Below are 23757 nucleotides of genomic sequence, written 5' to 3' on the forward strand. Positions count from 1 at the left end.
CAGAAACACCCTGTTCGCTGTTCTGCTGCATGCTATTCACAGCTTCCCGCCGCACCTTCGTCCTTATTTGGTCGGTACGGTCAGACCTTTTTCAGCAAAATATTTCGCTGCGCCTGCATGGTACGGAACTGCGGTTACGGAAGCTGCAAAGTCAAGATCCAGCTCATTTTTCTTGTCATGTCCCAGGGTATCGATGCTGTCATAGATGCCTGCAACCACATTATAAACATCATTTTCATCTACATCATCCTGCGCGATGATAACTGCACCGACTGCAACGGTCGTAGCGTCTTTGTCAAGTCCGTATGCATCCTTTGAGATGACATTCTTTGTGTAATAGGGAGAGGTTTCCTGGAGCTTTGCAATGTGCTCATCATCCAGTTCTACCAGATATACGTCTCTGGTTGCTGCCAGGGAGGTCACCGCAGTAGTCGGTGCGCCTGCCACAATGAAGGCTGCGTCAATCTTTCCGTCCTGCATTGCCTCTACGCTGTCACCGAAGGACTGGTAGGTAGGTTTGATATCGTCAATGGTTAAATCGTATGCGCCCAGGCAATCCAGAGCGTTGAAGTAAACACCGGAACCGGAATCGCCAACGGATACGGTCTTGCCCTTTAAGTCAGCCACGGTCTTGATGTCCGGATCCAGGGTTACGATCTGTACCTGCTCCATGTAGAGCGCTGCCACAGTGGAAAAACCGTCGATCTTGGCGCCCTCGAAAAGGTTTGTGCCGTTATACGCGTATGCCATAACATCGGACTGTACAAAACCGAGCTGCGCATCGCCGGCATCCATTGCCTCAATGTTTCCTTTAGAGCCCTTTCCCACGATGGCAGTCACGGTTGTGTCAGTCAAGTCGCTGATCTGACCGGCAATGACACTTCCGAAGCCGTAGTAAGTACCCTGGTCGCCTCCGGTGGTGAAAATGAGTTCCTTGCCGCTGCCTGCCAGACCGATCTTGTCTGCCGGTGCTGCTTTGGTGTCTGCGCTGCCGGCCGCAGTGGTATCTGCAGTCTTGGTGTCAGCCGCAGCAGTGGATGCTGCGCCGGAACCGCCGCAGGCTGTGAGGGATACTGCTGCCATCATAGATGCCATAACCAGTGCCATATTCTTTTTCATAATCATGTCCTCCTCAGGTTCTCTGAAAAATACGGATACGCTTTCTTTTATTTCGTAACACTGTATTTTCTTAACTTGAGGCCCATTATAGCACAGGTTTTTCCGGATATCAAGTAAATAGTTGTATATGTCACAGTTTTTAGATTGTGGTTGTTGGTATAAACCTGCCAAACAAACTGATGTGTTAAAGACGGATCGCGGCCTGATATGCCTCAGAAGTTGCCTCAAGAGCACGTCTTGCCTGAGATGCGTCTCCGATCACATATACTTCTTTTCCAAGCTTTTCGATCTGACCGGCAAACGGATTGAAGCTTCGATATCCCATGGCCAGCACAACGCTGTCATAGCCGCGTGCTTCCTGTCTGGTACCGTCTGCACTTTCATATTCCACGCCATCCTTATAAAAACGGCACACCTTCGCTCCCGTGATCTGGCCGATCCGGTATTGTTCAAAATCCTTCATCAAATAGATTTTATGCTCCCTGATCACATCTGCTCCGATTTCCCCACGCAGCTCGATCACATCGACCTCATGCTCCTGCTCTCCGAGGAGTGCCGCGATCTCACAGCCAACCATTCCTCCGCCGACAACAAGGACCTTTTTCCCCGGTGCGCACGTTCCATCCAGCACAGCGGAACCCGAGAGGATTTCCGGCTGGTCAATTCCTTCAATTGGCAGAACCAGTGGCTTTGCGCCGGTAGCAACGATCACGGCATCCGGATTTTCTTTGCGGATCAGCTCCAGGGTAACCTCCTGACCCAAAACGATCCTGACACCATCCTTTTCACAGCGGTGAATGTATGCGCGTACCATATTGGTAATATCTCCTTTTCCAGGCGGAAAGGCAGCCAGGCGCATGTTTCCTCCGAGCACATGCCCGGCTTCATAAAGTGTAACGCTGTGACCGCGTTCTGCTGCCACAAAAGCAGCACACAGACCGCCGACACCGCCGCCGATCACCATCACCTTCTTTGATGTTTCCGCCATTTTCCACTGCTCACTCTCATGGCCGAGGAACGGGTTTGTCAGACAGCACAGCGGTTTTCCCTGATACATGCTTGGAACACAGCCCTGAAGACACGCAATGCATGGGATCATATCCTCCAGCCGTCCTTCCAGAGCTTTTTTCGGCATCTCCGGATCTGCCAGGCTCTGACGTCCAAAGGCAACCAGATCAGTCCGGCCTTCCCGCACCAGAAGTTCAGCGTACTGCGGTTCCGTAAAACGGCCTACCGTGATGACCGGAATCGTCACAGCCCGCTTGATCTCTGTGACAAGGTCCGCAGAAAAACCTCCATGAACCGCAGTCGGTGCCCACATATATTCATCACGGATATGTACTGACCGGGATACATGAAGCGCATCAACGCCGTAATCCTCCAGGCAGGCTGCGATCGCGGCACTGTCATGTACGTCATTTCCGCCTAAAATCTCGTCAGAGCTGTTGATACGGGCCAGGACCGCAATCCTGTCTCCGACCCGTTCCCGGATCTTTTCGATGATCAGCCGCGGAAAACGCATCCTGTTCTCAAAGCATCCTCCAAACTCATCTACCCGCTTGTTTGTCCGCGGAGAGAGAAATGAATTCACCAGATATCCATGTGCCATGTGAACTTCCACGGCATCCGCGCCGGCCTTCCAGGCACGCTCCGCAGCATCTGCATAGCCATCGACCAGGTGATAGATTTCCTCTGTTGTCAGTGTCTGCGGGATATCTCTTCCACACTGTGTGCAGATGGATGATGCCGCCTTGATCGGCGCCCCTGCATTCTTCGCATTTCCCTCCGGCCCTGCATTCTGAAGCTGAATGGAAACCTTCGCCCCTTCCCTGTGGCAGGCCTCGATCACCTTTTGAAAGCTTTCGATCATGCTGTCATCGTAGAGACATGGCTTTCTCAGTCCGCCCTTCGCATCCGGATGGACAACGGTTGCCTCTATCGTGATCAGGCCAAAGCCTCCTTTTGCGCGTTCTGCATAATAGGCTGCAGACTGTTCACTCATCGTGCCGTCGGTATTTGCAAAGTTGTTGCCCATCGGCGGCACCACAAATCTGTTTTTCACTGTCATATTGCCAATTTCTATCGGCTGAAACATTGCTTTAAATTTCATTGTAGCTCCATTCTGTATCTTATTTTATTTGCAGTCTTATTTTTCTCCGTTCAAAAGCTCTGGCCATGCTTCTTTAAGAACCTTTACGGTATTCTCGTATGTATAGGCGGCAGCCTTCTCCACCCCCTTCGCCAGAATGGCATCGGAGATCACCTCGACGCCGACCGCGAGCGGAGATACTCCGGCTTCGCGGACCATGCGGACAAAGCCTGCAGTATCCTTAGCTCCCGTGCCGGGCGCAAGCCGGTCATGCATGGATTCATCTCTTAAAACAGGAGCTGCATAAGGTCTTTCATAGGCATCATTGATCTGAATGCTTACCACCTTTTTGGCAATTTCTTTTGTCAGGATGTCATAGGGCTGATCGGCTCTTACCCAGTGCCAGCTGTCCAGAATGATCATCGCATTTTCGCAGCCGGAGGCCATCACCACCTGATACGCCTTTTTCAGATCCGGGATTCCGCTGTACGGCATCGGCTCTACTCCGATCATATATTCCCCGGCTCTCTGACAAAGCTCTTTTAACTTCTGAGCTGTCTGCTCCACCGGATAGTTTTCCATCAGACCACAGTTGATATGGCGGACACCAAACAGCTGGCACATATGAAAGCAGATCTGCTCTTTGTATTTCTGTTCGTAAGAGCGATGCTCCTCTGCCCACTGTACGATATACTCCACTTCCGTGACCTTCATATCGTATTTTTCCAGTATCGCGAGAATGTCACGGTCCTTCAGACCCTCATTTAAGGCATCCGCATAGGTCTCTGCCCGCAGGCCGATTCCTTCGTAGCCTGCTTTTTTTGCTGCCTGTACCCGCTCTTCAAAGCTGCACTGATCGCCCAGAGTCCAGGAACTGATTGTAATTGGATGCAAGTTTGACATGATATTTCCTCCTGATCTTTCAGATTGTATCTGATATTTTTCTATCAATTTCTTATTCTATTATACGTAATGCTGTTTTCAAAAACCAATGTATCTTTTTTGCCGCATTCATAGAAAGAATCTATCAATTATGCTATACTGGCTGCAGGAAGGAGTCGTTTTTTATGAATCTGTATCAGCTTCGTTACTTTGTCACCCTTGCAAAATTTCAGCATTACATGAAAGCCTCCGAGCAGCTGTGCATCACACAGCCAAGCCTGAGTCATGCCATCTCAGCGCTGGAAAAAGAGCTTGGAGTTAAGCTGTTTGAAAAAGACGGAAGAAATGTCATTCTCACAAAATGCGGAAAAAACTTTTTAAAAGACGCAGAGCATACCCTCCAGCTGCTCGACAGCAGTGTCGAGCGCCTGAAGTCATCCGCTCAGGGGAACGGGCGGCTTGATATCGGTCTGCTTCCCACTCTCGGAACTGATTTTGTTCCCCGCCTGACCCGCGGATTTCTGACAACCTGTCCGGATAAAACCATCGACTTTCATTTTTACAACGGCCTGACCGCAGATTTTCTGGAGGATTTAAAAAATCAGAAATACGATTTCACCTTTTGCTCCAGAATGGACCAGGAACCCCTTATCGACTTTATCCCTGTTGCCAGACAGGAGCTCGTGGTCATCGTTCCTCCGGATCATCCGCTTTCTGACCGGACAGAAATCCGGCTTTGTGAGACTCTGGATTATCCGCAGATCCTGTTTTCCAGGCGAAGCGGCCTGCGCCCCATGATCGATAAGCTGTTTCTTGCCTGCGGCAAACAGCCGGACTGCATCTTTGAGATTGATGAAGACCAGACCATTGCCGGCTTTGTGGCCAACGGATTCGGCATTGCAGTTGTTCCGAATATGCCAATCCTTGCCAGCATGCATCTGAAGGTCATCCACATTACAGAAGCAAACTGGGAACGCCGTTTCTATATAGCGTATCTGAAAAACCGCTACCGTACACCGCTTGCGGAGCAGTTTCTGAGCTATGTGAAAAGCCATGCTCTGATCTGAAAAAGGCGTGTAAAAAATGATTTCTCATTTTTTACACGCCCTTCTTTTTTTCTCTATAAGCTTGTATGGATCAGATTCAGGATCTCACTCAGATCCAATGCATTCATCTGCCCCGGTGCTGACGCTTTTCCCACTGCCCCGAAGGTCAGTGCCGAACCAAAGCACTCTCCGCAAAGACGGCTGATCAGCCCGGTTGCCGACATGGACATGGTAATGATCGGACGGTCTGCGTACTCTGATACCATCTCCTCGGTAGCTGAAAGCAGGGTCAGAACATCTTTTCTGCTCTGCGGCATCACCGCGATCTTTGGAATATCTGCGCCCAGCTCCTGCATTTTTCTCAGACGTCTTACGATCTCGTCCTTTTCCGGTGTTTTTTCAAAATCATGGTTGGAAGCTACCACCACAACGCCGCTCTCATGTGCTGACTCAACGATATCCCTTACCACCTCATCGCCGGTAAAGGCTTCCACGTCCACCAGATCGATCAGTCCCGTTGCAGCAGCCCTTTTATTTAACTCGGCATAAGCAGCCGGCTCAATTGCCTTTTCTCCGCCCTCGTTGGCGGTCCGGAAGGTAAAAAGGACCGGGGTATTTCCAAGCACCTGGCGCAGTTCTGTCATCACGGCTTCTACCTGTGCAAAATCAAAGACACCATTGAACCAGTCAGCCCGCCACTCAACGACATCCTTCTTTACGCTTTCAAAGGATTTTGCTGCTGCCAGAATCTCATCCCTTGTTGTACCGACGATCGGCACACAGATTTTCGGAATGCCCTCTCCGATCCGCACGCCGCGGACTTCTACCCAGCTATTCGTTTCCGTATTCATTCACATTCCTCCAGCTTTTTTCTTTCATGCCAAGACTGTGCGCTGCACAGTCCTCAGTCATCATAACGGATATGCAGCACCTCTTTCATATGCTCGATCGGCATATCCTTTCCGGTCCACAGCTTAAATGCCGCAGCACCCTGGAACAGCATCATGCCCATACCATTCATGGTCTTACATCCCGCTTTTTTCGCCATTGCACGCATTTTTGTCTCCAACGGAGAATACGGAATATCCACAACGATCAGCTCCGGTCTGAAATAAGACTCATCCGGCACGACAGACAGACCTTCCAGAGGCTTCATTCCAACACCGGTTCCATTTACAAACAGGTAGGAATCTGCCATCTCTGTCCGTAAACGGTCTTTGTCATCCAGATCGTAGAGAACAGCCCTGCAGGATGTTCTTTCATTGATCTTCTTTACGGTTTCCTCCGCATTAGCCCAGAATTTATCGTGCGGATTAAAAATAGAGATTTCCTTTACTCCGTCCAATGCCGCCTGGATCTCTACTGCTGTTGCGGCACCGCCGGCTCCGACAATTGTCATCTTCTTTCCGATCACATCGATATCGTTATCCTTTAACGCCTGCATAAAACCGATACCGTCTGTGATATGTCCGGTCAGTACACCATTTTCATTGACGATGGTATTCACTGCACCGCAGAGCTCTGCAGCCGGTGACAGTTTATCCAGATATTTTCCTACAACCGTTTTATTTGGCATGGAAACATTGGCTCCGACCATCTTCATTGCGCGAAAGCCCCTGATCGCATCCTCCAGCGTGCTGTTGTCCACCTCAAACGCAAGATAGGCGTAGTCGAGACCAAGGTAAGCAAACGCTTCATTGTGCATTGCCGGTGAATTGGAATGCCGGATCGGATACGCAAATAACCCGATCAGTTCTGTATGTCCTGTAATTCTTTCTGCCATAATTCATACCCCTTTCACTTAAATAACACTCTTATTTTTATATCACGCATGCAGCGCAAATACAACCATTTCCGGTTCCGGGTGCGTAACCCTGAATTTCAAGGTTACAGATAGTCGTGCCGCTCAAGAACACTTAAAATATTTCTTCCCTCTTCTGTTCCCTCTATGATCCTGCGCGCACGCCTGCTGTCACCGATGTTTATGATCTCGACATTGGTATCTGAAAAGATCTCTTCAAGCTCTTTTAATACTGGTGTGCTGGCTTTCATGCCCAGGCAGATAAAACCATAATCGAAGGGAAGCTCTTTGATTTCATCCTGCGGTGTTTTTACGATAAACCGGTCATTTCTGACCTCCTGGAGCATCGTATTCACCATCTGCTCCACCTGATATTTTTTCAGTTTTGCATGGATGTCACATCTGGAAACCGGGTCGAGTCCGTTTCCGATCATGGGAAGCATCTCAACCATGGATACCCGTGCTCCGCGCTCCGTGAAGAATTCCATGACATCCAGGCCGACTGCCCCGCCTCCGATGATCACAACCTTCCTGCCTTCCATATGCTCCGGATATTCCGGAATCCGCTCGATCATTTTTAACACAGTTGCAACATGACTGTCCTCTTTGTCAACAAGCTCGTGAAGTCCCCGGATCGGCGGCAACGTCGGTTCAGATCCGGTTGCATTCACAATGATGTCCGGATTCAGGCTTTTCACAAGCTCTGTGGTTGCCTGCGTGTTGCAGAAAACAAACAGGTTATGCAGCTTTTCCGCCCGGCGGATCAGATACTGCGGAAATTCTCCAAGTCGTTTTTTGTCCGGAATTTTTGAGATCACCGATGCAAGACCACCCAGCTCTGCTTTTTTTTCAATCAAAAATGTTGTACAGCCGACCTCCGCAGCGGTGCATGCCGCTTCCAGGCCTGCGGTACCGCCTCCGATGACAACGACATTGCAGGGCTTTTTGATTTTATGCTTCATATAGTCTTCCCCACTGTTTACCGCCGGATTGACAGTGCAGCGGATGGGCTGGTTTAAGCCGATGCGGTGTCCCGCACAGCCAATGTTGCAGGAAATACAGCTGCGAAGATCACATTCGTTTCCATATTCAACCTTGTTGACCCATTCCGGCTCCGCGATCAGGCCGCGTCCCATGCCAATAAAATCTGCATCCCCCTTCGCAAGGATTTCCTCCGCGATCTGTGGATGACGGATATTTCCGACAGCAATGCAGGGTTTCCCGAATTTTTCCTTCACAGCTCTTGCCATATAAGAACGCCAGCCGTCCGGGAGATAATTTGCATCTATCTGGTACTGGATGGAACCATTCAGGCCACAGGAAACATCAAAGACATCCACTTCTTTTTCCAGGTATTCCAGATAAGCCAGGGTGTCCTCCAGTGTATTTCCGCCCTCCATAAGCTCATCCGCGCTGATGCGCAGGAAAATCGGGAAATGCGGCCCGACCTGTTTTCGAACTGCCTCCAGGATCATATGCGCAAAGCGGGTACGGTTTTCAGCGGAACCGCCAAATTCATCTGTCCGTTTGTTGTAGATCGGAGAAAGGAACTGGCTGATCAGGTAGGAATGGCCCGCATGGATCTCGACTGCGTCAAAGCCACAAATCTGTGCACGTCTGGCAGCTTCTGCATATTTACGGACAATATGCAGGATTTCTTCCTTTGTCAGAGGCCTCGGGATTTCACCACCTTCCTTAGAAGGCACATCTGAGGCAGAAACCGGCTGCATTCCGATACGAGATGACATGGCAGACGCACCCGCGTGATTGATCTGTATGGCGATGCAGGCTCCGTGCTTATGAACATTTTCGCATAGCTTATACAGGCGTGGTATGTAATTGTCCGAATCTATGCGCAGCTGGGTCGTTCCGTTGGAGCCCTGCGGAGAATCCACACTGGCATTTTCAACGATCAGCAGTCCGGTACCGCCTTTTGCCCGCTGTTCATAGTAATTGATGTGCAGAAAGCTCATTTCTCCGTTCTGCTCTCCAAAATTGGTGCCCATCGGCATCATCACAATTCTGTTTTTTACAGTCATATGACGAATGGTCACGGGACTGAAAATATGCTGGTATTTGTTTTTCATGATCTACTCCGTTGTAATTTGATATCTACAATGTAAGCCAAATGATAAAAAAATACCAATTCGTTTTATTCAAAAAACCCATAGATTTCGTCTATGGGTTTTCATGCTCTTCGATTCTTTTCTATTCTTTTTACTCCAGCTCAAATGCTCCGGTATACAGCTGATAGTATGTTCCCTTCTGGGCGATCAGATCTTCGTGGTCACCACGCTCGATGATACGTCCGTGATCCAGAACCATGATGGCCTTACTGTTTCGGATAGTCGACAGACGGTGCGCAATGACGAGTACGGTCCTGCCCTCCATCAGATTGTCCATACCCTGCTGTACCAGTGCCTCGGTACGGGTATCGATGGAGCTGGTGGCCTCATCCAGGATCATGGCAGGCGGATCTGCCACAGCTGCGCGGGCAATGGAGATCAGCTGGCGCTGTCCCTGGGAAAGGCTTGCGCCGTTTCCGGTCAGCATGGTATTGTAGCCGTCCGGCAGGCGGGTGATGAAGCTGTCCGCATTGGCCAGCTTTGCTGCCGCGATACATTCTTCATCCGTTGCGTCCAGACGTCCGTAGCGGATATTGTCCATTACGGTTCCGGTAAACAGATTTACCTCCTGCAGCACCACACCGAGAGATCGGCGCAGGTCTGCCTTGCAGATCTTGTTGATGTTGATGCCGTCGTAGCGGATCTTGCCGTCCGGGATATCGTAAAAACGGTTGATCAGATTGGTGATGGTGGTTTTTCCTGCACCGGTTGCACCTACGAACGCGATCTTCTGTCCCGGCTTCGCGAACAGGGATACATCATGCAGCACCAGCTTCTCCGGCACATAACCGAAATCCACATGCTCCAGACGGATATCCCCCTTTAACTCGGTATAGGTGACAGTACCGTCCGGACGCGGATACTTCCATGCCCAGATGTGGGTCGGATGGTCGGCCTCCACCAGTTCACCGTTCTCATCATGCTTCGCGTTGACCAGGGTAACAAAGCCCTCATCCTCCTCCGGCTCCTCATCAATAAGCTCGAAAATACGGCCTGTACCTGCAAGACCCATAGCGATCAGCGCTACCTGGTTGGAGCTCTGGCCCACGGTCTGAGCCAGCTGCCTGGACATCCCTAAAAACGTGATGATAATTCCGACAGATACCGGACTAAAGCCCCTCCAGGTCAGGTTCGGTGCCTGAAAATAAACCATCAGGCCGCCAACAATGGCAAGAACCACATACATCAGATTGCCCATGTTGCCAAGGATCGGCATCAGGGCATTACCATACTGGTTTGCTGTCTTGCTGTCCTCAAACAGCTTTTCATTGTATTTTAAGAAATCCTGCTTTGCCTCTTCCTCGTGACAGAAAACCTGGACCACCTTCTGGCCTGCCATCATCTCTTCCACAAAGCCTTCTTCTGCTGCCAGGGAACGCTGCTGGAACATCATGTATTTGGAGCTCATGCCGCCGAATTTCTTCGTCACGGTCAGCATACCAGCCACAAACAGGCAGACTACAATGAACATTGGAATGCTGAAGCGGGTCATCATGATGATCATGACCAGAATGGTCAGGATCGACTGAACCAGCATCGGCATGCTCTGGCTGACCATCATACGGATGGCATCCGTATCGTTGGTATAGGTACTCATGATGTCGCCGTGGGCGTGGGTGTCAAAATACTTGACCGGAAGGGTCTGCATCCTGGTAAACATATCCACACGGAAATTTTTTAAAGTTCCCTGGGTTACCGTTGCCATGATGCGGGTGTAGATCAGGGATGCCAGCACGCCCACCGCGTAGATCACAGCCATGCTTGTGAAAATGGAGCGCATCTGCGGCCATACACTGTCCATGCCGCTCTCCACGCCCGGAAGAATGCACTGGTCGATCAGTATCTGGATATAAACCGTCTGTCCAACGGAAGCCACTGCAGTCACAATGATACAGATGATAACTGTGATCAGATGTACCCGGTAATGGGAAAACAGATATGCCATCAGGCGCTTAAAGGTGCCCGGACGGATGCCGGAGCCGTTTGCGTTATTCATTCGTCTCATCCCTTTACGCCTCCTTACTCTTAGTCTGGGAATCAAAGATCTCCCGGTAAATTCCATTTAATGTCACCAGTTCATCATGATTGCCCTGCTCAACAATACGTCCGCCGTCCAGAACCAGGATAAAATCCGCATCCTGCACGGAGGAAATACGCTGTGCGATGATGATCTTGGTGGTGTCCGGAAGCTCTTCGCGGAATGCCTTGCGGATGAGGGCATCGGTCTTGGTATCCACCGCAGAGGTAGAATCATCCAGGATCAGAATACGCGGTTTTTTCAGTAAAGCCCTCGCGATACAAAGACGCTGCTTCTGTCCGCCGGAAACATTGGTACCCCCACGTTCAATGTAGGTGTCGTAGCCATTCGGAAACTGACTGACAAACTCATCGGCCTGGGCCAGCCTGCAGGCATGAAGAATTTCTTCATCTGTCGCATTCTTGTTGCCCCAGCGCATATTCTCCTTAATGGTGCCAGAAAACAGCACGTTTTTCTGAAGCACAACCGCAACCGCGTCACGTAAGGATTCCAGATCGTATTCCCGGACATCCTTTCCCGCTACCCTCACGCTTCCCTCTGTCACATCGTACAGACGGGAGATCAGCTGGATCAGGGTGGTCTTGGAAGAACCGGTTCCGCCGATGATGCCTACGGTAGCACCGGACGGAATATGCAGGTCAATGTCAGCCAGCGCGAACTTCCTGCTCTTCTCGGAATATTTAAAGGAAACATGGTCGAAATCCACGCTTCCGTCTGCCACCTGCTTCTCACCATTTTCCGGGGAAGTCAGGGAGCTTTCGTGGGTCAGCACCTCCGCGATACGCTCTGCGCACTCAGATGCCATGGTGGTCATGATGAATACCATGGAGAGCATCATCACACATATCAGAATCTGCACGCCGTAGGTGATCAGGGACGACAGCTGTCCGGTGGTCAGCTCCGTTGCGCCGGTGTTGACGATGATCCGCGCGCCAAGGTAATATACCAGGAACATGGACAGATACATGCAGAACATCATGGTCGGATTGTTGAAGGCAAGGATTTTCTCAACAAAGGTAAAATCCTTGCATACATCCTCTGCTGCCCTGTCAAACTTCTCGGTTTCATAGGACTCGCGGACAAAGGACTTTACCACACGGATACCGGCTACATTCTCCTGCACGGAGTTGTTTAAGGCATCATACTTTTTAAAGATCCTCTTAAAGATCGGATGCACATGCACGGCAATGCCGAACAGCACTCCCGCCAGGATCGGCAGGATACATAAGAAAATCAGCGCCATCTTCACGTTGATGGTCATTGCCATGATCACGGAAAAGAAAATCATAAGCGGGGTACGAACGGCCAGACGGATTAACATCTGGTAAGCGTTCTGTACGTTGGTGACATCTGTTGTCATACGGGTCACCAGGGATGATGCGGAAAATTTATCGATATCCGCAAACGCAAAATCCTGAATCTTAAAATACATATCCTGCCTTAGGTTTTTTGCAAAACCACAGGATGCCTCAGCCGCATTGCGCGCGGCCAGCACACCAAAGCCCAGAGATATGGTTGCCATGACCAGAAGGATCAGGCCATATTTTAAGATTGGTGTCATAGTATCGGCAGACAGATGGTCGATCAGCTTTGACATCACCAGCGGGATTATACACTCAAGCACAACCTCGCCTGCCACAAAAAGCGGTGATAAAAGAGACTGGCGTTTGTACTGCCGTACACTTTTCAGTAAAGTTTTAATCACTACATTTCCTCCTTGTTACACTTGTAAATTAGTTTGTTGCTGCTCACGCATACGTGCCTGACAACCATTACTTCGCCAGATTTTTCAGCATCTTGTCTGTCACAGAAAAAAAGACCTGCATCTCCTCATCGGAAATCCCTGCAGTGAGCTTCTGATTCAGCTCCTCCAGGCCTTTGAGTACGCAGTCTTTGTATTGCAGTGCTTCCTCAGTCACCACGATTTTCTTTTTTCTGGCATCATAGGGCACCGGTTCCTTCCGGATCAGTCCCCGCTGCTCCAGCTCCTTTAAAAGTGCCGTAGCCGTAGGAGGCCTGAGTCCGAACTCTGCCTCGATGTCTTTTTGGAAGACATCGCTCTTCGTATGCTCTGCCAAAAGAAAATGAAGTGTGCGTCCCTGTGCTCCGCTGAACATACCGGAGCCAAAGGCCGCACACATCTCTCTGCTGATTCCGTTTGACAGACGTTTGATGCTTCGCATGGCAATTCGTTCTTCCTGCTGTTTCATTGCACCTCACGATCATTGCGTCCTTTTTATTTAGTTTCCTAAGCATTTTAGGACATAACCACCAATTTGTCAATCGGAAAATTGTGAACTTTTTATGAAACTACGGAGCGGCGCTTCTGATCCAGAAAAGAAACCGCTGACAGTGCCGCTATATTACCCTGCCCCGCGGACTTGATATACTGATAAGGCCGTCCGGCAATATCACCGCAGGCAAAGCATCCGGGCACATTCGTTTCCATCTGCAGGTTCACAGCTACATGGTTTCCATCCATCTGTAAGCCCGGCACCAGATTCTTCGGAGACACGCTCTCTCTTAAAATGAAGACACCATCCACCGGATAGCTGTTCTCCTTTGTCACCAGCATATCCGCCTTCATGCCGCCGGTAATCTCCTTTGGAATTTCCTTTACTACCGTAATCTTTTCTGAAACCTCCACCGGTTCTTTATACATCGGAAAATAATAAACCTTCTGCGCGATATCGGCCAGAAAATCCGCCTCGGTCTCCTCGGATTTCTGATAAGCGATCACCGCCACGGTGGCTCCCCGGTAAAGAGGCGCATCACAGGTGGCACAGTAGCTAACGCCTCGTCCTAAGAACTCCTCCTCGCCCGGAAGCGGCTTTCCGAAATTCACGCCGGTAGCCAGAATCACTGCATCCGCCTCACAGATGTCCTGTCCCACCTGCAGGGAAAAAGAATCTCCCATGGGATAGATCAGATTTACCCGCTCCTCCACAATGGGAACCTGCATCCGGTCAATGTGCTCCTCAAAAGCCCTGCCCAGCTCCGCCCCGCTGATATCGGGGAATCCAAGATAATTCTGGATTTCCTGGGCCTTCTGAACCTTGCTGCTTAAATCCCTGCTGCCCACTAAAAGAATCTTTTTTTTACGGATGGCTGCCGTAACTGCCGCGGAAAGCCCCGCCGGGCCAGTGCCGATGATGGCGATATCGTAACGTTCCATAGAATCGTAATCTCCTTTGTGTGTATTATAGATTTCATGTTCTTTTCTATTATATACCATCCATACCCGGTTTCAAAAGTTTAAATTTTTCCATTTTTGAAACCGGGTGTTCTGATAAACTTTTCAAATTTTTTCAAAAATTCCGAAAAAAGTGCTTGCATACTTTTCACTTTTATAGTATAGTATATTCTTGTCGGCGGGAGTGCTGGAATTGGCAGACAGGCTAGACTAAGGATCTAGTGGCAGTTATGTCGTGTGGGTTCAAGTCCCATCTCCCGCAGGTATGCAGAAGTGGCGGAATTGGCAGACGCGCACGGTTCAGGTCCGTGTGGTAGCAATACCTTGTGGGTTCGACTCCCATCTTCTGCATTGCAGAAAATGAGCCATCGCACAAAATTGTGCGGTGGCTCTTCTTTTTCTTATTTGTCTATGCCTGTTTCCATATTTCATCACGCTATCCCCAGAATTTTTCCAATTAGCAGAATTATCCCCAAAATCCAGCTGGTAAATACACCAAACAAAATCACCGGTCCTGCAATGGTGAAAATCTTACATCCAATCCCGAACACGTGTCCCTCTGCCTTATACTCAATAGCAGGCGCCACCACGGAATTCGCAAAGCCGGTGATAGGAACCAGTGCCCCGGCTCCCCCCCATTTTACTATCTTCGGGTAAATACCAAAGCCAGTCAGCAAAATACTGGTCAGGATCAGCTCCACCAGCATCCAGGTCTGAGCATCTTCTTTTTCCATTCCAAGGTAGTTCATCATCAGCATCACCGAAGCCTGTCCCAATGCGCAGATGGTTCCGCCGGTCACAAAAGCGTGCAGCATGTCACTTCCCAGTTCATTGACTGGAGTAATCTGTTTGACGTATTCGTCGTAGGCTTTTTTATTTAATTCCATGGTATATTCTATCTCCTTTGCTCTGTTTTCTCTGCCTTATTCTATCTCTGCACCCACAAAATGCGCCTGCTCTGATTCCAGCATCATTCCGCTGCCATTCCGCAAAAGAAATACGCCAGCGATCCGGCCAGTTTTCCCAGGGCAATGGACAGGATCAGATACTGCAGTCCCACCGCCAGATAAAGCCTCCGGCTGATGACCGGAAGTGCCTTTAAGGTTTCCGCCAGCGACATGACCAGACATCCCACAAAGATTCCCACAGACAGTCCGAATATGCTGAGAAACAATGTGGAAAATCCATACATGGGAATGGAAAACTCATACAGATCCGCAATATTTCCCAGCACCCCTCCGGTCATGATAACCGTTCCGTACAACAAAATATGCCTCTTTGTTCCGGTCTTTCCGATCAGCCGTGGAAACACGCCGATCATGACCAGAAATGCAAAAACGCCCGCCGCAATGATGCCCCCGGAACTAAGACCAATAAAAACGAGGAGCAGTTTACGAAACATCAATGCCCCGCTCCTTTCTGGAATCATTCTGGATCACAGTCTTGCAGATGTTATCCTCATACAGCCTCATTTCCACCTCCAGCGGCGTTGGATCTGCGCTGATCTTCCATTTCGCAAAATGGTTGAAAAATGCAAGGATCCCCACCGCCAGTCCCACAGAATAAGACACTTCCAGCATCGTGTGCCCATTCGATTCCCGGCCGGTGATCAGACGGTATACCTCACCAAACACCGATGTGACACTGACATCATTGTTAAAGGTCATAATGGCAAAGGCTGCCCCGCAAAAACAGATCATACAGACAAACATGGTCTTACACCACTGCCAGAACAGCTTCTGCTTCACGCTGGGCTGGTAATCAATGATAAATTCCACCTTTCCCACGTTATTGACTGTTACGGAAGGATCTGACGCTTCCAGAATCCGTATCACATTCAGGGCATTTTCCACATATCGTTTTCTCTTCTGTTCCCGGATCGTTTTAATTTTCAGGCTGGCACAGCGGTTTTGCACATGGGTGTCGCTGCAATAAATTTCTGCCACATCTTTCACCTGAATATCCGGCTTATGCAGTTCCGTAATTTCCCTCAGATTCAGATAGACCGTATTCTGTGCACTCATGCAGCCACCTCACGTGTAATGGAGAAGACCAGAGTTCCATCCGGTTCTTTCGCTTCATCTCCGTGAAAAAAGCAAAGCCATACGGCTGTCATGACCAGAAGCAGTACGCCCAGCACGGCTAACAGCATGGCCTTTGACTTCCAGAATTTCATTTCTGCTCATCCCTTTCCCGCCGTCTTCTTCCTGTTCCGGCTGAATGGTACTGCATTTTCACCTTGTCAGTTCCATTCAGCCGGTAGAATGATGTTTCCGGCTTTCTGTACTCAGTATGCGCAGTTATGCCCCCAGATATTCCCGCATCTTCTTCAGGATCCGTTTTTCCAGCCGTGATACCTGCACCTGTGAAATATTTAAGTCTGCTGCAATGCGTGTCTGAGTCTGGTTTTCAAAATAACGCCTCACGATAATCTCCCGGTCCTTTTCCGGCAGCTTTTCCATCAATTGCTTTAATACCAGGCGGTTCATAAGCTGTTCCTCATTCTGCGTTCCATCCGGGATCCGGTCCATGAGACGCAGGCCGCCCTCATCACCATTTCCGCTCTCCCGGTACAGGGATTCTATCTCTGCCCCCGCTCCCATGCAGGCTGCCACCTCCTCACAGCTGATATCCAGCTCCTTCGCAATTTCCGCAAGTCCAGGTTCCCGCCCGGACTTTGCCGTCAGCATTTCCCTCGCCCTGCGGACGCGAAGTCCCAGCTCCTTCATGGACCGACTTACGCGGATCATTCCGTCATCCCGCAGAAAGCGGCGGATCTCCCCAGCGATCATAGGCACGGCATACGTAGAAAACCGGACCTGAAAGCCCAGATCAAACTTGTCCACCGCCTTTAACAGGCCGATACACCCGATCTGAAACAGATCCTCCAGTTCGTGTCCCCGCCCGCTGTAATGCCGGGCCACGCTCCAGACCAGCCCCACATTTCCCATAACCAGCTGCTCCCTCGCTTCCTCATCACCGGCATGCGCACGCCGGATCAGATCCATTGTCTCATCCATGCGATCACCTGCCGATTTGTTTTCTCATGACAACCTTTGTCCCTTTGCCAGGTTCCGATTCCACATGCACCTGATCCATGAACGCCTCCATAAAGGAGAATCCCATGCCGGATCTGGTTCCGGTCTTGTCGGTGGTAAACATGGGTTCCATGGCTTTTTCCACATCCCGGATCCCAATGCCGTAATCTTCCACCACTACCGTCACCTCTCTTCCCTCAATTTCCACCTCCACGGTAATGGTGCCGCTCTCCCCACCATATCCATGAATCTCCGCGTTGGTTACCGCCTCAGAAACCGCGGTCTTCACATCATCGATTTCCTCCAGCGTCGGATCCAGACGGCTTATGAACACCGTCACAACCACCCGGGCAAATTCCTCATTCTTTGAAAGGCTCTCCAGTTCCATCCGAAAACGCTCCATATGTTTCCCATCCTCCCGTTTTTCAGCTTTTCGATTCTTTCGTCCTGCCCGTTCCAATTCCCGACAGACACATGTTTCCAGTATCAGCCGGGAGATTATCCCGCGATTGCCGCTTCCTTCGTATCAAAATATTTCATCAGCCGTCCGATACCGCCAATGGCCAATACCCGTCCCACCTGGGCATTCACGCCATAAATGGTCACCGTGCCGCCGCTTCCCGCCATCTGTTTATAGCGGTTTAACAAAATTCCGATACCGGAGGAATCCATAAACTCTGTTCTGGAAAAATCAAAGACCACCTTGCTGATATAGTTTTCTGCCAGCAAAAGGTCTGTTTCATATTTCAGGTTCCGGCAGTTATGATGATCCAGTTGTTTCGGCAGATGGATCACCAGGGTCTGCCCGTGAGCTTCATAAGAAAAAGTCTGTCCGTACATATAAAATCCCCCATTTCCTGTGAATTATAATAAAGAAAAAAGATACGGCAGAGCGCGCTTCTCACGCTTTCTCTGTCGTATCTTTTATGATCATTTTCTATTTCTTTAGTATCCTCTCTGGGTCTTTGCGTCATCCACATAATCGGAATTCGGATAATTCATGATGATATCGGTAAAATACTGGGTCGCAGTCTCCTGATCCCCGGCAGTCACATAAGCCATGCCAAGCTTGTAGATCACTTCCGGGTTGTTTCCCTTGATCTGCAGGCTCTTCTGGTAATAGTCTGCTGCTCCTGCCGTGTTCCCGGCTGCCAGCGCCTCATCTCCCAGGTTCATCAGAAGTGTATATCCATTTTCTGACATATCCTTCTGGATCCAGGCCACCGTTTCATTCAGTACACCGTCATTTAAGACAGACCAGTCCGTGTCCACATACAGGAGCGCAGCTGTCTTCTGATCCTCATCCCGGTATGCCTGCAGGATCTTAACCAGATTCTGATACTGGGCCAGAGTTCCACCGCTGGAATTCTGCAGATTCTTCAGATTCTCCTCTGCCTCATCCTGCGCACTCCTGGCTGCTTCCATCTGCTGACCCAGACTGTCGATCTCAATATTCTTCTGATTGAGTTCCTCCAGCGTATCCTTCAATTCCTGATTATGTTTTGCGTTCAATGCCTCGGTATTGGCCGGCATGACCAGGAAAAAGATCACCATGGCACCAAGCACCAGGCCAACCAGAATGTTGAGGACCGACTGCCAGCCGGTATTCTCTTTATAGCTCGGCGGCATGATGATGTCGTCATCCTGCATCTGCCGGTGGGAAAATGCATTCTGCAGCTTCCGCTTTTCTACCTCAGCCTTACCGGTATTATGCTTGGCGATATCCATATAATGAAGTACCCATGGGTTATACCGGTCAATCTTTAATGCCTGATACAGGCACCGTCCTGCCTTGATATAATCCTCCTGATGAAGATACAAAAGGGCCAGAAGCTCCTGAGCCTTGACATACTGCGGAAATTCTTCTACCATGCGCATCAAAAGCAGCGTTGCCAGATCCTCATTGTCATTCTGTGCATAAATCAGAGCCTGGTTGTACTTCTTAGCTGCCTGATCTGCCAGCTCCAGATACCCTCTGGCGGCATGGACCTTTCGCAGATACTCCTCCGCCAGATTGTCCTGCTCCTGCAGGTTTAAACTGATGACCCATTGAGTCAGCGCTGATCCCACCTCGCCGATCTCATTATAAATGAGACCTAACAGGTTTCTCGCATCGGTCTGGTATTTGTCAAACCGGAGACTCTTCTTCAGCGCAGTCACCGCGCCGGTCAGATCCCGGCTCTTTGCTTTTTCCAGGCCAATGTTGTAATAGGCATTGGCAATCTGCCGGTTTTTCGTTCCTGTTTTCATAGTTGTTTCCTGTTACTCCCTGTTTTTCAGCAGTTCCACCATCAGATCTGTCATATCCGTCAGATCCTCTTTTACAATCTGCGTTTCCACATCGCCCACTTCCAGACTCGGCTGGAACCGTGCAACCTCTTCTTCAAAATCCAGCATGCTTCTCCTCACTTTCTCAAGCTGTCACCACTGCATCGGCAAAATCTGCTGCCATCACTGTATCATACGAAATTTTCAGTTCAGAAAATCCCGGTCTGCAGGCCGCAGCAGCTTTAAATCCTCCAGAATCTCCCCGATCAGATACAAGGACCCCACCATGTACAGGCGGTCTTCCTCTTTCTTCCCGGAAAGCACATGCTCCAGTGCCTCTTTTGTGGAGTCAAAGGCTGTCACTCTGCTGCATCCGGCTTCCTCAAACTGCTTCGCCAGCGCAGCTGCCTGAAGCCCGCGCTCACTCTCCAGCTGTACCACCGTGACCGATTCCAGAACAAGCTGTGTGCAGAGCAGGCGGATCATCTCGTGGTAATCCTTGTCCGAAACCGCAGCAAAAAGAAGCTGGATATGTGATGGATTCTGTCTCTTCACTGCCTGGACAAACGCACGGATACCACCCGGATTATGCGCTCCATCCACCCAGACATCCGGTGCCACCTGCTGCATCCGTCCGGTCCAGCAAACCGACGCCAGTGCCTTTTTACAGATATCCGCTGTCACACCGGCAATGTCCAGAATTTCCAGTACCTTCACCGCCAGTGCCGCGTTCATGGCCTGGTACGGTGCCGCAAAGGAAACATCCCGGTAGGAATCATCCGCGGTAAGGCCGTATGCCGCACTGCCAAGTCTGTCCGCAGCCTCCCCAATGACAGATCCTGCAGCCCGGTCGTTATTGTCATATACCACCGGCACCCCGGGCTTGATGATGCCGGCCTTCTCTGCCGCGATCAGCTCCACCGTATCTCCAAGATACTGGGTGTGGTCTAGGCTGATGGAGGTGATCACGCAGGCCAGCGGATGCCGGATCACATTGGTAGTATCCAGCCGTCCGCCCAGTCCCGTCTCCAGAACCACAAAATCCGGCTTTCTCCTCCCGTATAAGTCCATGGCCATCAGAAACACAAACTCAAAAAAGGTTGGATGCGCATAGCCTTCTGACGTCAGCCTGTCCGTGACTGCCTTTACCCTGGCGAAGCTCTCTGAAAATCCGGCTTCTTCCACAGGAACGCCATCCACCAGAAAACGCTCTGTCACGTCGGTAAGATGCGGAGACACAAAGGTTCCCACATGATATCCGGCTTCCATGAGCATGGCGGTTAAGTCTGCGCAGACCGAACCCTTTCCATTGGTCCCGGCCACATGGATGATACGTAACTGCTCGTCCGGATTTCCCAGTTCTTTCAGGAAATGCCGGACCTCATCCAGCGTATTTTTCTTTTTTGTCCAAAGCGGGATTGCCAGCAGGTAATCCCGCGCTTTTTTGTCTATCATTGTTATATATGCCTGTCCATTCACAAATATGAACGATTACCGATTACTTTAACTGAGCCAGACGTGCTTTTACCTGCTCCATCATCTGGGTATACTTCTCAAGCTTTGCCTTCTCTTCGTTGATCTTTGCCTCCGGAGCCTTGCTTACAAACTTCTCATTGGACAGCATGCCGGTTACACGGGCAAGCTCCCTGGTGAGACGCTCTTCCTCTTTCTGCAGGCGCTCGATTTCTTTCGCAATGTCAACCAGCTCTGCAAACGGGATGTAGATGGATGCCTCCGGGATCACTACGGATACTGCGTCATCGGCAATGCCCTGCTTGTCAGACTGTAAGAATACCTCGCTTGCGTAGCCCAGGGTTGCAAAGAATACCTTGCTGTGCTCGAAGATCTGGAGCAGCTTCTGATTTTCGGAAACAACGTATACTTTTGCCTTTTTGCTCGGAGCTACGTTCATGGAGGTACGTACATTACGGATTGCGCGGACTGCTTCCTTGATGGTCTCGACTGCGTACTCCTCCTGCTCGAAGTTCCACTCTGCCTTGTACTCCGGCCAAGCAGATACCATAATAGAGGCTTCCTCATCCTGCAGGTTGCAGAAGATCTCCTCAGTGATGAACGGCATGTACGGATGTAAGAGCTTTAAGGAGTTGATCAGTACCGTCTTTAAGGTCCACAGTGCTGCTGCCTTGGTGCTGTCCTCGTCATTCCACAGACGCGGTTTTACCATCTCGATGTACCAGTCGCAGAACTCCTCCCAGATAAAGTCATAAACCTTCTGCAGACCGATGCCCAGCTCAAACTTATCCAGATTCTCGGTGACATCCTTTGCCAGGGTATTTACCTTGGACAGGATCCACTTGTCTGCCATGGTCAGGTCATCTAAGGAAACCTCGTGGACCGGAGCCTTCTCCATGTTCATCATGATGAAACGGGATGCGTTCCATACCTTGTTTGCAAAGTTACGGCTTGCCTCAACTCTCTCCCAGTAGAAACGCATGTCGTTGCCCGGTGCATTACCGGTGATCAGGGTCATACGCAGGGCATCTGCACCGTATTTGTCGATCACCTCCAGCGGATCGATACCGTTGCCCAGGGACTTACTCATCTTACGGCCCTGGCTGTCGCGCACCAGACCGTGGATCAGTACGGTATTGAACGGGCATTTTCCGGTCTGCTCATAACCGGAGAATACCATACGGATAACCCAGAAGAAGATGATATCATAGCCGGTTACCAGCACATCCGTCGGATAGAAATATTCCAGCTCTTTTGTCTTCTCCGGCCAGCCCAGGGTAGAAAACGGCCACAGGGCAGATGAGAACCAGGTATCCAGGGTGTCCTCATCCTGCTTTAAGTGGGTGCAGCCGCACTTCGGACACTTCTCCGGCATGGATTTTGCAACCGTGATCTCGCCGCACTCCTGGCAGTAGTATGCCGGGATACGATGTCCCCACCATAACTGTCTGGAGATACACCAGTCACGGATTCCCTCTAACCAGTGCAGATAGGTCTTTCCGAAGCTCTCCGGAACGAACTTTAAGTCACCGTTCTTTAAAGCTGCGATAGCCGGTTTTGCCATTTCTTCCATGCGGACGAACCACTGCTGTTTTACCATCGGCTCAACGGTGGTCTTGCAGCGGTCATGGGTTCCTACATTATGAGAATGCGGAACAACCTTCACCAGCAGTCCCTGTTTCTTTAAATCCTCTACCATAGCCTTGCGGGCCTCATAGCGGTCCATGCCATCGTACTTACTGCCCTTGCAGTCGATGGTCGCGTCATCGTGCATGATGCAGATTTCCGGCAGGTTATGGCGGCGTCCTACCTCAAAGTCATTCGGGTCATGAGCCGGAGTGATCTTCACGCAGCCGGTACCGAACTCTTTGTCAACATACTCATCCGCGATGACCGGGATTTCACGGTCAGTTAACGGCAGCTTTAACATCTTGCCGATGATATCCTTGTAACGCTCATCCTCCGGGTTCACCGCAACAGCAGTATCACCAAGCAGAGTCTCCGGACGGGTGGTTGCGATCTCAACAAAACGGCCGTCCTCGCCAACGATCGGGTAATTGATGTGCCAGAAGAAGCCGTCCTGCTCCTCATGCTCAACCTCTGCATCGGAAATGGAGGTCTGGCAGACCGGGCACCAGTTGATGATGCGGGAGCCTTTGTAGATGTAGCCTTTCTCGTACAGCTTTACAAATACCTCAAGCACTGCATCGGAGCAGCCCTTGTCCATGGTAAAACGCTCTCTGTCCCAGTCAGCGGAGGAGCCCAGCTTGTGCAGCTGCTTGATGATGCGGGTGCCATACTCCTTCTTCCAGTCCCAGCATGCTTCCAGGAATTTGTCGCGGCCCAGGTCATGCTTGTCCACGCCCTCTTTTCTCAGCTTATCAATGACCTTAACCTCCGTTGCGATGGCTGCATGGTCCGTACCCGGCTGCCACAGAGCCTCGTAGCCCTGCATTCTCTTATAACGAGTCAGGATATCCTGCATGGTATTGTCCAGTGCATGGCCCATATGCAGCTGACCGGTAATGTTTGGCGGAGGCATAACAATAGTGAAAGGCTTCTTGCCCTCTCTCTTTCCGCGCTCAGCGTCTGCGTGGAAATACTTGTTGTCCAGCCATTTCTGATACAGTTTTTCCTCAATGGCAGAAGGGTTGTAATTCTTTTCCAGTTCTTTCATGATCATT

General features: G+C 50.3%; 22 protein-coding genes and 2 tRNA genes. 3 read left to right on the top strand and 21 right to left on the bottom strand.

Annotated elements, in window-relative coordinates:
* Positions 1-63 precede the first annotated feature (63 nt).
* From ACMP1L_RS03490 to ACMP1L_RS03500, 3 genes are all read right to left on the bottom strand, one after another.
* Positions 64-1119, bottom strand: coding sequence for a TAXI family TRAP transporter solute-binding subunit (locus tag ACMP1L_RS03490; protein ID WP_418452020.1), 1056 nt, complete (start codon positions 1117-1119; stop codon positions 64-66).
* A gap of 184 nt (positions 1120-1303) precedes the next feature.
* A complete protein-coding gene (locus ACMP1L_RS03495; RefSeq protein WP_418452021.1) occupies positions 1304-3229 on the bottom strand; it encodes an oxidoreductase in 1926 nt (641 codons plus the stop codon).
* Between the two features lie 36 nt (positions 3230-3265).
* A complete protein-coding gene (locus ACMP1L_RS03500) occupies positions 3266-4111 on the bottom strand; it encodes a sugar phosphate isomerase/epimerase family protein (RefSeq protein WP_418452022.1) in 846 nt (281 codons plus the stop codon).
* 164 nt (positions 4112-4275) lie between these two features.
* On the opposite strand from ACMP1L_RS03500, the gene ACMP1L_RS03505 reads away from it, so the two are divergent.
* Entirely contained in the window at positions 4276-5157 is an 882-nt protein-coding gene (locus ACMP1L_RS03505) for a LysR family transcriptional regulator (protein ID WP_118732455.1), read from the top strand.
* A 53-nt stretch (positions 5158-5210) separates the two neighbouring features.
* On the opposite strand, the gene aroD is transcribed toward ACMP1L_RS03505, so the two are convergent.
* The 7 genes from aroD to ACMP1L_RS03540 form a co-directional block, all read right to left on the bottom strand.
* Entirely contained in the window at positions 5211-5987 is a 777-nt protein-coding gene (aroD, locus tag ACMP1L_RS03510) for a type I 3-dehydroquinate dehydratase (RefSeq protein WP_418452023.1), read from the bottom strand.
* Between the two features lie 53 nt (positions 5988-6040).
* On the bottom strand, positions 6041-6919 hold the full coding sequence (locus ACMP1L_RS03515; protein WP_418452024.1) for a shikimate dehydrogenase: 879 nt from the start codon (positions 6917-6919) through the stop codon (positions 6041-6043).
* 104 nt (positions 6920-7023) lie between these two features.
* Positions 7024-9024, bottom strand: a complete 2001-nt coding sequence (locus ACMP1L_RS03520) for an oxidoreductase (protein ID WP_418452025.1) — start codon at positions 9022-9024, stop codon at positions 7024-7026.
* Between the two features lie 130 nt (positions 9025-9154).
* Positions 9155-11068, bottom strand: a complete 1914-nt coding sequence (locus tag ACMP1L_RS03525) for an ABC transporter ATP-binding protein (RefSeq protein WP_418452026.1) — start codon at positions 11066-11068, stop codon at positions 9155-9157.
* A 4-nt stretch (positions 11069-11072) separates the two neighbouring features.
* Positions 11073-12806: an ABC transporter ATP-binding protein gene (locus ACMP1L_RS03530; protein WP_118732450.1), complete on the bottom strand. Its 1734-nt coding sequence runs from the start codon at positions 12804-12806 to the stop codon at positions 11073-11075.
* Between the two features lie 67 nt (positions 12807-12873).
* Entirely contained in the window at positions 12874-13311 is a 438-nt protein-coding gene (locus tag ACMP1L_RS03535) for a MarR family winged helix-turn-helix transcriptional regulator (protein WP_177304499.1), read from the bottom strand.
* Between the two features lie 92 nt (positions 13312-13403).
* The gene (locus ACMP1L_RS03540) at positions 13404-14276 is read right to left on the bottom strand and encodes an NAD(P)/FAD-dependent oxidoreductase (RefSeq protein ID WP_177304498.1); all 873 of its coding nucleotides are present in this window, start codon (positions 14274-14276) and stop codon (positions 13404-13406) included.
* A gap of 196 nt (positions 14277-14472) precedes the next feature.
* Here ACMP1L_RS03540 and ACMP1L_RS03545 point away from each other — a divergent pair.
* Positions 14473-14556 (top strand) — tRNA-Leu (locus tag ACMP1L_RS03545).
* 5 nt (positions 14557-14561) lie between these two features.
* Positions 14562-14645: transfer RNA gene (locus tag ACMP1L_RS03550), tRNA-Leu, on the top strand.
* 80 nt (positions 14646-14725) lie between these two features.
* Here ACMP1L_RS03550 and ACMP1L_RS03555 read toward each other — a convergent pair.
* The 11 genes from ACMP1L_RS03555 to ACMP1L_RS03605 form a co-directional block, all read right to left on the bottom strand.
* A complete protein-coding gene (locus ACMP1L_RS03555; protein WP_177304497.1) occupies positions 14726-15181 on the bottom strand; it encodes a SpoVA/SpoVAEb family sporulation membrane protein in 456 nt (151 codons plus the stop codon).
* An 83-nt stretch (positions 15182-15264) separates the two neighbouring features.
* The gene (locus ACMP1L_RS03560; RefSeq protein WP_418452027.1) at positions 15265-15696 is read right to left on the bottom strand and encodes a stage V sporulation protein AB; all 432 of its coding nucleotides are present in this window, start codon (positions 15694-15696) and stop codon (positions 15265-15267) included.
* Positions 15686-16318, bottom strand: a complete 633-nt coding sequence (locus tag ACMP1L_RS03565) for a stage V sporulation protein AA (RefSeq protein ID WP_177304495.1) — start codon at positions 16316-16318, stop codon at positions 15686-15688. Before ACMP1L_RS03565 ends, ACMP1L_RS03560 begins: the two co-directional genes overlap by 11 nt.
* A complete protein-coding gene (locus tag ACMP1L_RS03570; RefSeq protein ID WP_177304494.1) occupies positions 16315-16470 on the bottom strand; it encodes a hypothetical protein in 156 nt (51 codons plus the stop codon). The genes ACMP1L_RS03565 and ACMP1L_RS03570 overlap by 4 nt, the downstream gene beginning before the upstream one ends.
* 124 nt (positions 16471-16594) lie before the next feature.
* A complete protein-coding gene (locus tag ACMP1L_RS03575) occupies positions 16595-17314 on the bottom strand; it encodes a SigB/SigF/SigG family RNA polymerase sigma factor (protein ID WP_118732434.1) in 720 nt (239 codons plus the stop codon).
* A 4-nt stretch (positions 17315-17318) separates the two neighbouring features.
* Positions 17319-17735, bottom strand: a complete 417-nt coding sequence (gene spoIIAB / locus ACMP1L_RS03580; protein ID WP_118732433.1) for an anti-sigma F factor — start codon at positions 17733-17735, stop codon at positions 17319-17321.
* 95 nt (positions 17736-17830) lie between these two features.
* Positions 17831-18172 (bottom strand): STAS domain-containing protein, encoded by a 342-nt coding sequence (locus ACMP1L_RS03585; RefSeq protein WP_118732432.1) that lies wholly within the window; start codon positions 18170-18172, stop codon positions 17831-17833.
* Between the two features lie 105 nt (positions 18173-18277).
* Positions 18278-19582, bottom strand: a complete 1305-nt coding sequence (locus tag ACMP1L_RS03590; protein WP_177304492.1) for a tetratricopeptide repeat protein — start codon at positions 19580-19582, stop codon at positions 18278-18280.
* 12 nt (positions 19583-19594) lie between these two features.
* Entirely contained in the window at positions 19595-19729 is a 135-nt protein-coding gene (locus tag ACMP1L_RS03595) for a hypothetical protein (protein ID WP_279220941.1), read from the bottom strand.
* 75 nt (positions 19730-19804) lie between these two features.
* Positions 19805-21055: a bifunctional folylpolyglutamate synthase/dihydrofolate synthase gene (locus ACMP1L_RS03600; RefSeq protein ID WP_418452028.1), complete on the bottom strand. Its 1251-nt coding sequence runs from the start codon at positions 21053-21055 to the stop codon at positions 19805-19807.
* Positions 21056-21098: 43 nt separating this feature from the next.
* Positions 21099-23750 (bottom strand): valine--tRNA ligase, encoded by a 2652-nt coding sequence (locus ACMP1L_RS03605; RefSeq protein ID WP_418452029.1) that lies wholly within the window; start codon positions 23748-23750, stop codon positions 21099-21101.
* Positions 23751-23757 lie beyond the last annotated feature (7 nt).

Source organism: Ventrimonas sp. (assembly GCF_048380235.1).
Taxonomy (GTDB): Bacteria; Bacillota; Clostridia; order Lachnospirales; family Lachnospiraceae; genus Brotaphodocola.

Bases quoted from the DNA above. Each gene is read 5' to 3' on its own strand.
- ACMP1L_RS03490 (WP_418452020.1), bottom strand. From the start codon at position 1,119: ATGAAAAAGAATATGGCACTGGTTATGGCATCTATGATGGCAGCAGTA.
- ACMP1L_RS03495 (WP_418452021.1), bottom strand. From the start codon at position 3,229: ATGAAATTTAAAGCAATGTTTCAGCCGATAGAAATTGGCAATATGACA.
- ACMP1L_RS03500 (WP_418452022.1), bottom strand. From the start codon at position 4,111: ATGTCAAACTTGCATCCAATTACAATCAGTTCCTGGACTCTGGGCGAT.
- ACMP1L_RS03505 (WP_118732455.1), top strand. From the start codon at position 4,276: ATGAATCTGTATCAGCTTCGTTACTTTGTCACCCTTGCAAAATTTCAG.
- aroD (WP_418452023.1), bottom strand. From the start codon at position 5,987: ATGAATACGGAAACGAATAGCTGGGTAGAAGTCCGCGGCGTGCGGATC.
- ACMP1L_RS03515 (WP_418452024.1), bottom strand. From the start codon at position 6,919: ATGGCAGAAAGAATTACAGGACATACAGAACTGATCGGGTTATTTGCG.
- ACMP1L_RS03520 (WP_418452025.1), bottom strand. From the start codon at position 9,024: ATGAAAAACAAATACCAGCATATTTTCAGTCCCGTGACCATTCGTCAT.
- ACMP1L_RS03525 (WP_418452026.1), bottom strand. From the start codon at position 11,068: ATGAGACGAATGAATAACGCAAACGGCTCCGGCATCCGTCCGGGCACC.
- ACMP1L_RS03535 (WP_177304499.1), bottom strand. From the start codon at position 13,311: ATGAAACAGCAGGAAGAACGAATTGCCATGCGAAGCATCAAACGTCTG.
- ACMP1L_RS03540 (WP_177304498.1), bottom strand. From the start codon at position 14,276: ATGGAACGTTACGATATCGCCATCATCGGCACTGGCCCGGCGGGGCTT.
- ACMP1L_RS03555 (WP_177304497.1), bottom strand. From the start codon at position 15,181: ATGGAATTAAATAAAAAAGCCTACGACGAATACGTCAAACAGATTACT.
- ACMP1L_RS03560 (WP_418452027.1), bottom strand. From the start codon at position 15,696: ATGTTTCGTAAACTGCTCCTCGTTTTTATTGGTCTTAGTTCCGGGGGC.
- ACMP1L_RS03565 (WP_177304495.1), bottom strand. From the start codon at position 16,318: ATGAGTGCACAGAATACGGTCTATCTGAATCTGAGGGAAATTACGGAA.
- ACMP1L_RS03570 (WP_177304494.1), bottom strand. From the start codon at position 16,470: ATGAAATTCTGGAAGTCAAAGGCCATGCTGTTAGCCGTGCTGGGCGTA.
- ACMP1L_RS03575 (WP_118732434.1), bottom strand. From the start codon at position 17,314: ATGGATGAGACAATGGATCTGATCCGGCGTGCGCATGCCGGTGATGAG.
- spoIIAB (WP_118732433.1), bottom strand. From the start codon at position 17,735: ATGGAGCGTTTTCGGATGGAACTGGAGAGCCTTTCAAAGAATGAGGAA.
- ACMP1L_RS03585 (WP_118732432.1), bottom strand. From the start codon at position 18,172: ATGTACGGACAGACTTTTTCTTATGAAGCTCACGGGCAGACCCTGGTG.
- ACMP1L_RS03590 (WP_177304492.1), bottom strand. From the start codon at position 19,582: ATGAAAACAGGAACGAAAAACCGGCAGATTGCCAATGCCTATTACAAC.
- ACMP1L_RS03595 (WP_279220941.1), bottom strand. From the start codon at position 19,729: ATGCTGGATTTTGAAGAAGAGGTTGCACGGTTCCAGCCGAGTCTGGAA.
- ACMP1L_RS03600 (WP_418452028.1), bottom strand. From the start codon at position 21,055: ATGATAGACAAAAAAGCGCGGGATTACCTGCTGGCAATCCCGCTTTGG.
- ACMP1L_RS03605 (WP_418452029.1), bottom strand. From the start codon at position 23,750: ATGAAAGAACTGGAAAAGAATTACAACCCTTCTGCCATTGAGGAAAAA.